The following is a 13,132-nucleotide window of genomic DNA, read 5'->3' on the forward strand; positions in this document are numbered from 1 at the left end:
AGGATTACGGCTGCAACCCCGTCGTCTGTTCGGCGTGTCTGGCTCGGTCGACGAACGATCGAACGGCATCAGTATCCTTGCTCCCGCCCGCGGTCTCGACGCCGCTTGCAACGTCGACGGCGAACGGATCGACCGCCCGCACTGCGTCCGCGACGTTTTCGGGCGTGAGTCCCCCGGCGAGGATCACCGGCGTCTCAAGCGCGTTCGTCACTGTTCGCGTTCGATCCCAGTCGTGTGTTTCGCCGGTACCACCGCCGCCGTCTTCACCCGCGCTGTCGACAATGAGCGCATCGACCGCCTCAGCGTACTCGCCGACGAGCGAGGCATCCATCTTGCCGGCATCGACGGCAGCAATGAGGTCCGCATCGATCGTCTCATGCAGGGACCCGAGTTCAGTTGGCTCAAGGCTCCCATGGACCTGCACTGCGTCGGGTTCGACGCGCTCGACCAGGTCGATCGCTGCCGCCGCCGTTTCAGGCATCGTCACGAGCACCGCCGTCACGAACGGCGGCACGGCCGCGACGAGTTCACGTGCGCGGTCGGCGGCGACTTCTCGGGGCGTGTCGACCGGCACGTCACAGATGACGCCGACGGCGTCAGTTCCGGCGTCGATCGCGGTTTCGATATCCGCCGCGTTCGTCAGGCCGCAGATCTTGACGCGCGTCATCGGGGTTGTGGTTCTGACTCCGGCTCCGGCTCGGACGCTGCCGTGGTCGTACAGAGTTGCTCGAGTTTCGTCGCCGCCGCGCCCGACTCGATCGCCTCGCGCGCGACTGCCGCGCCGTCCGCAAGCGAGTCCGCCTCGCCGGCGACGTAAATCGCCGCGCCGGCGTTCGCGAGGATCACGTCGCGCTTGGCTCCTGTCACTGACCCCTCGACGATCCCGCGCAGATCGGTCGCGTTCTCCGCGGGCGTTCCGCCGGCGATGTCGTCGATGTCGTGCTCGTCGAGTCCGAGGGCCGCTGGGTCGATCGTGAACTCGTCGACGCTCTCGCCCTCGACCTCCGCGACGGCCGTCTCGCCGTGAATCGCGATTTCGTCCGTGCCGGAACCGTGGACGACCAGCGCCCGGTCGACCTCCATCCGCGCGAGTGCGTTCGCAAGTACGGGAACGAGTTCGGAATCGTAGACGCCGATCACCTGCGCGTCCGCGCCGGCGGGGTTCGTCAGCGGTCCGAGGACGTTGAAAACCGTCCGCATACCGAGTTCTTTGCGCGGGCCGATGACGGCCTTCATCGCCGGGTGGAACACCGGCGCGAGCATGAAGCCGATCCCGTCGCGCTCGATGGCGTCCTCGACTGCCGGCGGTTCGGCCTCGACGTTGACCCCGACTTCCTCGAGTACGTCCGCGCTTCCCGACGACGACGACACCGAGTAGTTCCCGTGCTTCGCGATCGGCACACCGGCCCCGGCGGCGACGATTGAACTCGTCGTCGAGACGTTGATGGTGTTGTAGTCGTCGCCGCCCGTCCCGCAGGTATCGACCAGCGGTTCGCGGTCCGGTTCGATCGTCCGTGCGGCGTTGCGCATGCCTTGGGCGAAGCCGGCGATTTCGGCTTCGGTTTCCCCTTTCGCACGCAGTGCGGCAAGCAGCGCGCCGATCTGTGCCTCGGTTGCGTCTTCGAAGACGGCCGTCGAGGCCGCTCGAGCCTCCGATTGTGTGAGATTCGTTCCGTCGGTCACTCGTTCGACATACTCCTGCATAGTGAACACCAATGTACGTTATTGTCTTATGATGTTCATATGAGTACACCATATTAAGCCTGTTGGAGCGTGCGGACCAGTTGCGTACGACGATCGATTCGAAACCTTCAATTACGGTGGCGGGCAACGAACGAGTGCAGACAGCGTGGCGCCGCGGGCCACGGAAAGCGAAACCAGGCGGGTTGGTGGTCTAGTCTGGTTATGACACCTCCTTGACATGGAGGAGGCCGGCAGTTCAAATCTGCCCCAACCCACTACTTCTGTCGCGAACAAATCCGTGAGCGACTGGGTTGTACCGTTGGGAAGATTTGAATCAGGGAGTGTAGCGAAGCGGAACGACCGTGGTTCAAATCTGCCCCACCCCATTTCTCAGCGACACAATGCGACGAGTTCTCACTCTGTCACTCGAAAACGAGCGAGCAGTTTCCACGACGCCTACAGGTCGAACTGGAGTCGATCACCTTCTTCGACGCCTCGATCGGCAGTCCACTCGTATCCGACTTCCAGCACGTATTGACCGCGACCGGGGTAGGTTTGTTCGGACCCGTCTTCGTCCGGTCCCGGTTCTGGTGCGTGGTGAATACCCGTGATAACGCCCTCTTCATCTGCAAAGATGATATCGATCCCGAACGACATCTCCGGCATTATGAACGTCCGATCGTCCACCGCTTCGTAGACGAACAGCATCCCGCGGTCTTCGGGTAACTCTTCGGTCTCGCTCAGCCCCACCCGTTGTAATGTCGGCGTATCAGCGATCGCTGCCGTCACCTCGCCAACGTCATCGCCATCGGGAGTCGTTATCCGAACGTCGGTCGTCTCGTAGTCCGAATGTACTGTTGCCGACGATTCGTCGCCGTTTGAACTCGCGTTCTCCGCCGGGTCTTCGCTTTCCTGGTCATCTTGACCGTTTTGCTCCCCTTCTTCGTCTTCGTTGCTTTCGGTACTCTCGTTGAGACAGCCCGCAAGTCCGATCGAACCGAGACTCGTCGCAAAGCCTGCAAGAACGGTTCGACGGTCTGTGGTCGGTGAACGCGGCGGGGTCATTATCAGGCACCACCGACCACGACACCATTCATAAACGTTTGTTACACGTTTCGTCACTTTCTGTACGTAGAGAGATCCTACGTGCTGGTATTGAGTCGATTCGTAATGGTTTCAGTACTAGCCGGAACCGAACGGTAGAAATGCCAGAGTCGACTGGGGCGGACTATGGACGTGGACGTGGACGTGCTCGGTCGGCTGCTTGCGTTGCTCGCGTTGTTGTTGTTCGGAGCCGGACTCCGAACGGTTGGTCTCCTCGATACGACACGCACTGCGTGGCTCAACGCTGCCGCGTACTACGTTGCGCTGCCGGCGCTCGTCTTCGTTGCGACCTACGACCAGGCGATCGACGAGTTGCTCTCGCCGTCGCTCGCAGGCGGGCTGGCGCTCGTCTTCGGACTCACGGCGGGTATCGCCTGGCTCGTCCATCGAAATCGCACGGCTGACTCGCGTCGAAGCGTGGCTATCGTCCAATCGTACCACTCGAACCTCGGCTATCTCGGCTTGCCGCTCGTCGCGGCGACCTTCGCCGACGACGTGACGGCGATCGCAAGCGTCGTCCTCGGCGTCGTCACGCTATTGCAGTTGCCGCTGACGATTCTCGTCCTCTCGTCGCTCAACGGAGCGAACGCCACGCTCAGTGCGGAACTGCGGCGACTTGCGACGAACCCCGTGTTGCTCTCGCTGCTAGCCGGCCTGGCGATCGGGTCGGCACACGTCTCGGTTGCGCCGGCCGTCACGACCGGCCTCGACGTTCTCAGCATGTTCGCCCTCCCGCTCGCGTTGCTTTGTGTCGGCGCGTCCCTCCAGATCGACACACCGTCGGTCGACGCCGGTGCGACGGGTGCCGTCGTCGCGCTCAAAATCTGCTGCATGCCGCTGCTCGCGTGGGCGATTTTCTCGTGGCTCGCCGTCGATACCGCGACGGTCACCGCAACCGTCGTCATGCTCGGCACGCCGACCGCCGTCTCGACGTTCGTCTTCGCAAACGAACTCGGCGGCGACGAGGCGTTCGCCTCGCTGAACGTGTTCGTAACCACGCTCGCGTCGATCGCGACGCTGTTCCTGTTGATTACGCTCGTCGGGTAATGGCTCGTTCAGATCCCTGTGATAACACGCATCGTCACCGCAGTCGAACCCCGAGACTATCGCGAGAAGAGTTCTTTGAGACGGCCGAGCAGCCCCGGCGAGTCGTCGGTTGCGGCGGCGCTGTCGGTGTCGTCGTGATCCGTAGCGGAGTTGGTGGCGGACGCAGCTCCCACACCATCGGCCGGTGAACTCGAGCCGTCGATCGATCCCGCGAGCGGTCCGGCGTCTTCGGGGATGTCGTCGATAGCGCCGGGCGAGTCACTGGCGGGTGAGCCGGAGCTGGCAGAACCGGGGCCGGTGGCCGTGCTCGTTTCGAGGTCGTCCATCGAGAGTTCGATCTCGTCGATGTCCGATATGGACTCACGGTCGGTGCCTGCCTCCGCAGTGCGAACGTCGGCTCCGGTGACGGTGCCATGTTCGATACGGGCGGCGAGGTCGGGGCTGATATCCGTCTCGTTGTCGGTGCCCGTCGCAGTTGGCTCGCCGGCGACAGCAGCGGCGGTGCCGTTCCCGTTAGAACTCGTGTCACCGCTCTCGTCACTGCCGGCAGTACCAGCGCCATCACCGGTCTGAACGCCACCGGCGGCGACACTGGCGTCGGTAGCGTTTTCGATCGGCGAACTGCTCGCGACGCGCTCCGCAGCTGTTTCCGTCGTCGCTTCTTCTCTCGCGCTCGCCACCCGCTCGTTGCTATTCGGGTTGGTTGGTGACGACTCACTACTGGGTTCCTCGGCCGCAGTCTCACCGTCCGCAAAGTCGTCCCCGGTCTCGTCGGCCGTCGAGTCGTCACTCGACGGAATCTCTATCCGCGAGGAGTCTGCTGCTGCGCCCGTCTCCGCGAGCGAGTCGAGAATATCGTCGACGCTCTCCTCGGAAACGACGCGGTTGGGACCGCCACCCGGTTCGAAGGGCTCGGGGTCGGCACCCGATTCCATTGTCGACTCGGCCTCGCTTTCGGAGCCGGAGTCGGGGTCGGAGTGGGACTGAACTCGGTCGTCGCTCATCGTGCGGGTCTGCTGGTGCCGGAACCATAACCGTTCCCCTGCTCCGGCGGCGGTTGTGGGTGGTTGCGTGCCGGTGTCGACTCCGACTTCGACAGCCTACAACTCGCGACAGAAGTTCTGCGACGCGTAGACCGCACCGTCGTCGTCGATGTAGACGCCGACTCCGGCCCGGTCCCAGCCCTGGGAATTGTGCTGCTCGAGGATGGCCTTCCGGTGATCCGTCGAGTTCATCCACTGGTTGACGAGGCCGGTCGCGAGGCCTTCGGCGGTCTGGTGTTCGACAACGGTCTCTCCGTTGGGGGACTCGACGCGCCTATCGACCCAGGTCATGGCGATGTTCTCGCCGTAGGCGCGACAGTAGTTGTCGACGGCGGTGAATCGATCGTACGGTCCTTCGCCGGCAGGGTTCGTGTGCGAGAAGTACTCCTGCTGGGCCATGTCGGCGCTGTGTGCGCGGGAGACGGAGGCGATGGTCCCGTCCCACGCCAGCGGTTCGAGTCCGTGGTCGGCCCGTCGCTCGTTGACTTCGGCGTGGACGAAGTCCTCGACGGTCGTCGCCGTCACGGTCTCAACGTCGGTTTCGTAGGCCGAGTCCCCGGGGTCGTCCGGGTCGGTTACCTCGGGGTTTCGCTCGCCGGCCGGCGGCGGGTCCGAACTCGGGGCGGGCCGTTCGGTAATAGGGATGTCGCCGATGGAATCGAGGTCGTCGATTACGATCGGTGCGAGCATCGCCGTGCCGGCGAACAGTCCGCCGACGAGGACGGCTGTGAGGAGGAGGCGTCCGAGGGAGCGAATCGTGGAGCCAGTGCGAGTGCGGGAGTCGTCCGATGGCTCCGGCTGCGTCTCGGCCGTCGACTGGTCCCGTCGGTCCATCATCTCCCTCGTTGGTGTCCAGGAATAAGACAGCCGTGATTACTCTCATTCGGTGATAGTTGTCTGTTCGCTGCCAAATATGGTCTCGTGAAAGCCGATGACGAGACCCGGCACGACGGCCATGAACAGGTGTTCTTCGAGCGGGATGCCGGCGATTTCGATTCCCGTTCGGAGTTCGATACTGAAGACCCCGACGGCGAGTGTGTATCGGTCCCAGAGGTATGCGATGGGATAGAGGGCGAGGATCGTCACCGCCGCTTTGCGGACCGCGTTTGCCCGGTACAGTAAGGCGGCCGCGATCGTTCCCCAGAAGAGTTCCGTTGCGAGGTACGTGTACCGTCCGAGAACGCCGATATCGGACCTCATACGCGCATTACATCGGGTTCGGGCAAAATAGTGTCTGGCCCTGCGAGCTAACCCGGATCGACTCGTTACGAAACGGTCCGACTTGGATCGATCCGTTGCATAACGGTCCGACCCGGACAAACCGTGCGGTATGTTCAAAACCCCTGATGTAGTATATCCATTCGCAAGGATGAATATCGCTGATATCGCCACCCAGGACTACATCGAAGTCGATGTCGGGACGCGAATGGGGAAAGTCCGTTCGACGTTCGAGGACGGCAACCCCAAGGGAATCATCGTCACTGACGACGGGGACTACGAGGGCGTCATCAGCGAGCGGGAGCTCCTCCAATCTCACGTCGAGGACGACGCGAAGGTTGCGGCACTTACCAAACCCAGTCGGAGCACGCCGTCCCCGAAGGTCGACCGGCAGGAAGATATTCGGGAGACCGCCCGCGTGCTCGTCGAGAGTAACGCCAAGGTCGCGCCGGTCTTCGAGCACGACGACCTGTGGGGCGTCATCTCCGACGATGCGATTCTCGAGGCGGTTCTCGAGAATCTCGATGCGCTTACCGTCGAGGATATTTACACGGCTGACCCGGTCACGCTGCAGGAAGACGACGGCGTCGGGAAGGCGATCAATCACCTGCGCGAACACGGCATCTCGCGACTGCCGGTGTTGAACGAAAACGGCTACCTCACCGGTGTGGTCACGACCCACGACATCGCCGACTTCGTCATTCGGGAGAATCACACGACGACGACGGGCGATCGTGTCGGCGATACCCAGCGCCTGCTCGATGTGCCGGTCTACGACATCATGAACAGCCCGGTCAGTACGACGACCCTCGATGCCACTGCTGAGGAGGCCGTCAGGACGATGCTCGATAACGACTACGCAGGGCTGATGGTGACGCCCGAAGACGACGATCGGACCGTCATCGGGGTCATCACCAAGACGGACGTTCTGCGGGCGCTGACGTTCACCGAAGAGGAACACATGGACGTCCAGATTACGAACGTCTCGCTGCTCGATACGATCACCCGAGAGTCGATCGTCCAGAGCATCGAGAACGTCTCGGACAAGTACGCCGACATGCAGGTGCTTCACGTCCACGTGCGATTCAAGGAACACAAGGAGAAACTCCGCGGCACGCCGTTGATTCACTGCCAGGTCCGCCTGCGGACAAACAAGGGGCAGGTCGCCGGCACCGGCGAGGGCTACGGCGCGGAGAACGCCTTCCGCGTGGCGCTCGACAAACTCGAGCGTAACGTCCTCGAAGTCAAGGGCATTACGAGCGACGAGGAGTACCGCGGCCAACTCCTTCGGAAACTGAACGAACTGTAGCGGCCGTCGCTTCGTCGCCTTCCTTTCGTTTCTTTTGCATCCTGCTCGTCTCCAGAGTCGTCACAGCCACCACGGTCAGCATACCCTGTCGCTTGGCAGCTAGTCTTACGAGTTCAGCGTTCCAATCCCGGCCCAGTCGCACGAACTTGACAGCCAAACACAAAGTCTATTAGCGATGGCTGTGGGGTCTGCTGTATGGTCGCCATCGAATTCAGTGGCGTGTCAAAGCGCTACAAGCGCCGCGGTATTATCCGTAGTAGTTCCGTGACTGCCCTCCGGAACGTCGATCTCACCGTCGAAGAAGGGGAGGTGTTCGGCTTTCTCGGCCCGAACGGGGCCGGCAAGTCGACTGCAATCGACATCATGCTCGATTACGTCCAGCCAACCAGCGGGTCGGTCCACGTCCTGGGTCACGACGTCCAGACCGACAGCGTCAGTGTGCGCGAACGCACTGGCGTCCTTCCGGACGGCTACGGCCCGATCGGCGAACGGACGGGGCGCGAACACGTCGAGTTCGCGATCGAGTCCAAGAACGCCACCGACGACCCGGAGGAACTGTTAGAGCGGGTGAACATGCTCGGTCCGGACGCCTACCCCGTCGACCAGTACTCGAAGGGGATGGCCCAGCGGCTCATGCTCGCGATGGCGCTGGCCGGCGAGCCCGACCTGCTCGTCCTCGACGAGCCGTCGACCGGCCTCGACCCCAACGGTGCCCGCACGATGCGGCGCATCGTTCGCGAGGAGCGCGACCGCGGCGCGACCGTCTTCTTCTCGAGTCACATCTTAGAACAGGTCGAGGCGGTCTGTGACCGCGTCGCCATCCTCGACGCCGGCCAACTCGTCACCGTCGACAGCATCGACCACCTCCGCGAAACCGTCGGCGGCATGGCCCGCGTCACGCTCGAACTCTCGCAAGTCCCCGCCGACGCACTCGACCGCCTCTCGTCCATCGACGGCGTCGCAGAACTCGAAACCAACGGCACGACGATCGAAGTCGCCTGTGAGAACCGCGCGAAAGCGCCGGTTATCGCCGCCTGCCACGACTCACCCGCAACCGTTTCGAACGTCTCGACGACCGATCCGTCGCTGGATGAACTCTTCGCGACCGTCACGGAGGGTGTCGCATGAGCCAGGCCGGTCTCGGGTTCTTCGGCCGCCTGCTGCTCTTTACCCGCGAGGACGTCCAGGACGCCGTCCGCGATCGACAGGCCCACGTTCTCGTCGGTATGTTCGCACTGCTCGGTGCCGGACTCGCGTACGCGGCGGGCCGAACCGCCCGGCGAACGTCCGCGCAGGTCGACATCGAACTCGTCTCCCAGTTGCTCGCCCCGGTCACGCTGTTGATTCCGCTCGTCGCACTCGGGGTCGTCGCCCCCGCGCTGGTCGAGAAACGATCGACGGGCTCGCTGACGGTGCTGCTCGGCCTTCCGTTTTCCCGGCAGACGGTCGTTCTCGGGACGCTGCTCGGGCGAAGCATCGTCATCGCCATGAGCGCCCTTGCAGCGCTGCTCGTCGCCGCGCCGATCGCGCTCGTGATGGGCGTCTCGATCGACGGAACGCTGTTTGCCGGGTCCCTGCTCGCCTTTTTCGTCCTCACGATCACGTTTACCGCGATTGCCGTCGCTATCTCGGTCGTCACGAAAACCTCGACTCGAGCCTCGTTTGCGGCGTTCAGCGCCTACGTCGTCTTCGTCTTCCAGCTCTGGACCGTCCTTCCGCAGATTCTCCTCTATGTCGTGTCCGGCTTCACGCTCCCCGAAACATCGCCGCCGTGGGTCGACTTCGTCGTCGCCCTGAATCCGATGACCGCGTTTACGAACTTCGCCGGCGGACTCGTTCCGGCGTTCGAGACCATCCCGTTTCACGCCGTTCCGGACAATCCCGCCGTCTACGAACAGCCGCTGTTCGCGTTCGTGATCCTTCTCGGCTGGATCGTCGGCCCGCTCTGTTTCGGCTACCTGCGATTCCGGAAGACAGACCTGTAGTGTAACTAGTGTCGCCCCCGCTCGCCGTCGCCTTCGATACCTGCATCCGTAATCCGGAACTGTGCCGACTCTCCTGCCGGTTTCGAGCGGTGTTTTTCGAGCATCGCACGTCGTTTGCCACCGCGAAAGCGCTCGAGTCGCAAGACGACGCCGGTCCAGTGTTCGAGCGTGTTTCCGCCGAGTGCGCGCGTGCGGTCCGAGTCGGGATCGGCGAACACCTGGTTCGTGAGTACGACCGCGAGTTCGTGTTTGCGCGCGAGCGAGAGGAGGTGTGTCACCTGTCTGGTGACGCTTCGCAGGGCTTCGCCGTCGCTGCCCTCGCCGGTGCGTTCGAGTCGGTAGAAGCCGGTTGCGCTGTCGAGGACGATCAGGTCCGCCCGCTCGGCGAACTCTTCGGCATCGCGGACGGCTTCGGCTTGTTCTTCGAAGTCGAGGGCGTCTTCGATGACGATTCGCGAGGCGACGGTTTCGATGTCGGGGTGGGTGTCACCGGTGGTGTCTGTGTCGCGTTCAGGATGGGATTTCGATTTGGGCCCGGTATCGCGTTCCATCGTTGGTTCCGTCCCCGATTCGAGTTCGTCTGGGTCCGGGTCCAGGGTTGGGTTTGAGTTCGGATCTCGGTCTCGGTCACCGGCGACCGCCCCATCCGTGCCGACGCGAGCGGACAGCAGTTGGTCGAAGCGATCGACCGAGACGCCTTCGGTGTCGATGTAGACGACGGTCCCGCCGGTGGCGGCGGTTTCGACGGCAGCCGAGAGGGCGAGGTTGGTCTTGCCTGCGGCCGGTGGTCCGTACAGTTGCGTCACGGTGCCGCGCTCGAATCCCCCGCCGAGTAACTCGTCGACCGGCCCGCACCCGGTCTGGATTGCCGCGTCGTTCACGCCCGTAATTGGTGTTGTTCGGGCAAAAAGTCCCCGAAACGTCACCGACGGCCGACTCGTTCTCGCGCCGCGGTGCCGGCGCTGGCGTCGGACACGTTTATTCGGCGGGCCGGCGAAAGACGAGTGTGATCGTCGTCGCGACAGCGGACTTCGAGGTCTACCACGGCGTCGTTACCGAACTCCGGGACCGGGGGACCGAGTTCACGACCGTCGAGCCGGACGCCGAGTTGCCGGATCGAACGTCCGTGGTCATCACGGACGCGGAATCGGCAGCCGAGTTGGGCGACGTGCCGACGGTCGTCGCCGAACCCGACGAGCCGCGGCGGGCGGTCGATCAGGCGTTGACGACGCTTCGAGGCGCGGGCGGGCGGACGATTATCGGCGTCGATCCGGGACGCGACCCCGGCATCGCCGTGCTGGCGGGCGAGACGGTCGTCGCCGCGTTTCAGGTGCCACTCGCCGACGCGGTGGCCGTGATCCAACGCGAAGTGAGCGACGCCGCCGACCCGGTCGTTCGCATCGGCGACGGCGCGCGCCTCCGGAGTTCAAAATTGGTCAACGACCTGGAGGACGTGCAAGTCGAACTCGTCGACGAGACGGGGACGACGCCCTACCTCGGGACCGGTGCGCGAGGGATGGGCGACGTGTTGGCCGCGGTCAACATTGCCCGGCACGAAGGGGAGGTCGTCGACGCCCGCGATATCGAGCCGACTGCGGGTGAACTCCAGGTGATCAAGGATCGCTCGCGCGAGCAGAGTCGGACGAATCGGGCGATCGACGAACTGCTCGCCCGCCGCGTCGCGGCCGGGGAGTTGACAATCGGGGAGGCGCTCGCCGAGCACCGATCCGATACCGAGTCGGCGGCTGCGGATGAATCACAGGAGCAGGAGGAGCAAACGGCGAGTACGGAGGGGACCGATCCTGTCAGTGAGGGGGCTGCTGATGACGCCGACGGCACCGACGATACTTGAGTGGGTCCGAACTCGATGCCGGCTTTTCAGTCCAACGGACAGTACTGCAACGGCGTCGGCTGCCCACCGCCGCTACTGGATTGCCGACAGCCACCGCTTCCGAACTCGCGGCCGCGTGCTCATCCACCACCCGGTCGCACCGCCGACGCAGCTTCCGAACGCTATCCACCCCTCGTCGGTACCGCCCGTCGCGATGACGGCAAGGCCACCGAGTACCGCTGTGCCGGCGAAGGCTTGTTCCGGGTCTCTGTCGGTGGCCCACGCTGCGACGAGCAGATAGCCGATCCCGAAGCCGATCGACGCCAGTACGTCGACGAAATAGTGAACGCCGAGTGCGAGCCGCGAAACCGCAACGAGACCGATGACAAGGGCCGCCCCGGCGAGTCGCCGACGGCGCGTCGAGTACACGCTCCAGAGTGCGATCGCCCCCCAGAGCACCGTCGCAGCCATCGCGTGCCCGCTCGGAAAGCCATCCCCCGAACGCGGAACCGCTTGCAACGACGACGGCGGCCGCGGAAGACCGAACACCGTCTTCAAGAGTAGCGTCAGTGCGAGACCACCCAGGACGACTGCCAGCACGAACGCCGCTCGATCCGAAACGAGGCGATCGTAGTCGTGAGTTGCCCGCCTGTACGCGTCGGAACCGGTAACGAGTGCCAGCACTCCCACGACGACGAGTTTGTCGCCAAGCAGTGCAATGTACTCGAACGCCGGGACGGCCCACTCCGGCAGATTGTCTCGAATCAGTTCCGTGAGGCCGACGTTTCGGTTCATAGCCGGTCGGTTCCCATCCGTTGACGGCGTTCAGCACACTGCTGCAGTGTCGTCATTGTGCTCGCTACGACCGCCCGGCAGTTAATTCTTGCAAACCGATACTGTGGCCCCCGATTTATGCTCACCGGTGGTCTCTCTGTGCACAGACCCGATCCGATCTCGAGACCGGGTGGTCGTAGCCGATGGCTCCCGCACTCGTTCACTTCCTCGCCGGCGCGACGCTCGCGCTGTTCGCAGCGACGCCACTGGCCGTGCGCGGATACCTCGTCAAACGGCAACTCTGGCTCGTCGCCATCGGCGGACTCTGGGGAATGGCTCCGGATAGCCACTACGTCACGCCGGTGGGAACGTCCGCACTCACCACCCTCCATCGCACTCACTGGGCCAACCTGTGTGCGTTTCACTACACGCTCGATCAACCGCCGATCGCAACGCACGAACTCGAGAGTATCGCGGTGTCGGTCGCAACGTTTCTCGTGGCGACCGCTGTCTTCACGGCCACGATCACAGTCGGCGACCGTCGAACTCGCGCGGCTCGCTCGCCACGAGTGGGGGCCGTCTCTCGGACACTCCTAACGGGCTATGCCGCAGGTCTCACCGCGATGGTCGCCGCCGTCCCCGTCGGCCTCGTTCTCTCCTGGACCGGTCAAATCGACACAGTCGCAGCGCTGTCTGGCCGCGAAAGCACGGCGGCAGGCTGGCTGCTGATTGGGAGCGGGTGTCTCGTTGCAAGCGGTGTCTTTGCGGGACTTTTCGCACTCCTCGGGGCCCGGTGGAACGTTACGAGTTCACACGCGCGAGCAGTTCTCGGAGTCTTCTTTGGGGTGGCTGGCTGGTTGATTATCGGTCTGATCGGAGTGGCACTCTGGATGCGCGTCGTATTAGAACTCTCGCGGCCGATTCCGTCCGTTCATCCGGTGGGTCTGCTCGCACTCGTCGTCTGTGGGGTGGTGATTGGCGCGGTCTATCCGTTCGTCCGGCGAGTCGTTGCCGTTTCGTCGGTAGACTGAGATATCTGCCTCTCCCTGTGTGCTAGAATCCCTGTGCCGATCAGGAACGCTGAACTCGAATTCGTCTGTGAGTGGCTACCAGCGACGACCGGCACATCGCACAAAAA

At 63.6% G+C, this 13,132-nt stretch carries 14 protein-coding genes and 1 tRNA gene; 7 read left to right on the forward strand and 8 right to left on the reverse strand.

Annotated features, from left to right (window positions below):
• Positions 1 to 4: 4 nt before the first annotated feature.
• Both SM755_RS17140 and trpD read right to left on the reverse strand, forming a co-directional pair.
• On the reverse strand, positions 5 to 667 hold the full coding sequence (locus tag SM755_RS17140) for a phosphoribosylanthranilate isomerase (RefSeq protein WP_323173731.1): 663 nt from the start codon (positions 665 to 667) through the stop codon (positions 5 to 7).
• Positions 664 to 1,704, reverse strand: coding sequence for an anthranilate phosphoribosyltransferase (trpD, locus tag SM755_RS17145; RefSeq protein WP_323173732.1), 1,041 nt, complete (start codon positions 1,702 to 1,704; stop codon positions 664 to 666). Before trpD ends, SM755_RS17140 begins: the two co-directional genes overlap by 4 nt.
• A gap of 179 nt (positions 1,705 to 1,883) precedes the next feature.
• On the opposite strand from trpD, the gene SM755_RS17150 reads away from it, so the two are divergent.
• Positions 1,884 to 1,958, forward strand: a tRNA-Val gene (locus SM755_RS17150).
• Between the two features lie 181 nt (positions 1,959 to 2,139).
• Here SM755_RS17150 and SM755_RS17155 read toward each other — a convergent pair.
• Positions 2,140 to 2,748, reverse strand: coding sequence for a DUF192 domain-containing protein (locus SM755_RS17155; protein WP_323173733.1), 609 nt, complete (start codon positions 2,746 to 2,748; stop codon positions 2,140 to 2,142).
• A 177-nt stretch (positions 2,749 to 2,925) separates the two neighbouring features.
• On the opposite strand from SM755_RS17155, the gene SM755_RS17160 reads away from it, so the two are divergent.
• The gene (locus SM755_RS17160; protein WP_323174064.1) at positions 2,926 to 3,834 is read left to right on the forward strand and encodes an AEC family transporter; all 909 of its coding nucleotides are present in this window, start codon (positions 2,926 to 2,928) and stop codon (positions 3,832 to 3,834) included.
• A 56-nt stretch (positions 3,835 to 3,890) separates the two neighbouring features.
• On the opposite strand, the gene SM755_RS17165 is transcribed toward SM755_RS17160, so the two are convergent.
• The 3 genes from SM755_RS17165 to SM755_RS17175 all read right to left on the reverse strand — a co-directional run bounded on the left by SM755_RS17165 (position 3,891) and on the right by SM755_RS17175 (position 6,077).
• Entirely contained in the window at positions 3,891 to 4,838 is a 948-nt protein-coding gene (locus tag SM755_RS17165) for a hypothetical protein (RefSeq protein WP_323173734.1), read from the reverse strand.
• Between the two features lie 96 nt (positions 4,839 to 4,934).
• Positions 4,935 to 5,711 (reverse strand): CAP domain-containing protein, encoded by a 777-nt coding sequence (locus SM755_RS17170; protein WP_323173735.1) that lies wholly within the window; start codon positions 5,709 to 5,711, stop codon positions 4,935 to 4,937.
• 45 nt (positions 5,712 to 5,756) lie between these two features.
• Positions 5,757 to 6,077, reverse strand: coding sequence for a lycopene cyclase domain-containing protein (locus SM755_RS17175; protein WP_323173736.1), 321 nt, complete (start codon positions 6,075 to 6,077; stop codon positions 5,757 to 5,759).
• Between the two features lie 169 nt (positions 6,078 to 6,246).
• Between SM755_RS17175 and SM755_RS17180 the strand changes: the two genes are divergently transcribed.
• The 3 genes from SM755_RS17180 (at position 6,247) to SM755_RS17190 (ending at position 9,389) form a co-directional block, all read left to right on the forward strand.
• Complete coding sequence (locus tag SM755_RS17180) at positions 6,247 to 7,404, forward strand: CBS domain-containing protein (protein WP_323173737.1); 1,158 nt, start codon at positions 6,247 to 6,249, stop codon at positions 7,402 to 7,404.
• Positions 7,405 to 7,599: 195 nt separating this feature from the next.
• The gene (locus tag SM755_RS17185) at positions 7,600 to 8,532 is read left to right on the forward strand and encodes an ABC transporter ATP-binding protein (RefSeq protein WP_323173738.1); all 933 of its coding nucleotides are present in this window, start codon (positions 7,600 to 7,602) and stop codon (positions 8,530 to 8,532) included.
• Positions 8,529 to 9,389: an ABC transporter permease subunit gene (locus tag SM755_RS17190; protein ID WP_323173739.1), complete on the forward strand. Its 861-nt coding sequence runs from the start codon at positions 8,529 to 8,531 to the stop codon at positions 9,387 to 9,389. The genes SM755_RS17185 and SM755_RS17190 overlap by 4 nt, the downstream gene beginning before the upstream one ends.
• Positions 9,390 to 9,394: 5 nt before the next feature.
• On the opposite strand, the gene SM755_RS17195 is transcribed toward SM755_RS17190, so the two are convergent.
• The gene (locus SM755_RS17195; protein WP_323173740.1) at positions 9,395 to 10,270 is read right to left on the reverse strand and encodes an AAA family ATPase; all 876 of its coding nucleotides are present in this window, start codon (positions 10,268 to 10,270) and stop codon (positions 9,395 to 9,397) included.
• Positions 10,271 to 10,395: 125 nt separating this feature from the next.
• On the opposite strand from SM755_RS17195, the gene SM755_RS17200 reads away from it, so the two are divergent.
• Positions 10,396 to 11,241 carry a hypothetical protein gene (locus tag SM755_RS17200; RefSeq protein WP_323174065.1) on the forward strand — a complete coding sequence of 282 codons (846 nt, stop codon included), beginning with the start codon at positions 10,396 to 10,398 and terminating at the stop codon, positions 11,239 to 11,241.
• 72 nt (positions 11,242 to 11,313) lie between these two features.
• Here SM755_RS17200 and SM755_RS17205 read toward each other — a convergent pair whose 3' ends face one another.
• Positions 11,314 to 12,015, reverse strand: a complete 702-nt coding sequence (locus SM755_RS17205) for a phosphatase PAP2 family protein (protein WP_323173741.1) — start codon at positions 12,013 to 12,015, stop codon at positions 11,314 to 11,316.
• Positions 12,016 to 12,197: 182 nt separating this feature from the next.
• Here SM755_RS17205 and SM755_RS17210 point away from each other — a divergent pair, with 182 nt between their 5' ends.
• On the forward strand, positions 12,198 to 13,025 hold the full coding sequence (locus SM755_RS17210) for a hypothetical protein (RefSeq protein WP_323173742.1): 828 nt from the start codon (positions 12,198 to 12,200) through the stop codon (positions 13,023 to 13,025).
• The last annotated feature ends 107 nt before the right edge of the window (positions 13,026 to 13,132 follow it).

This window comes from Natrialba sp. PRR66, from assembly GCF_034808065.1.
Taxonomy (GTDB): domain Archaea; phylum Halobacteriota; class Halobacteria; order Halobacteriales; family Natrialbaceae; genus Natrialba; species Natrialba aegyptia.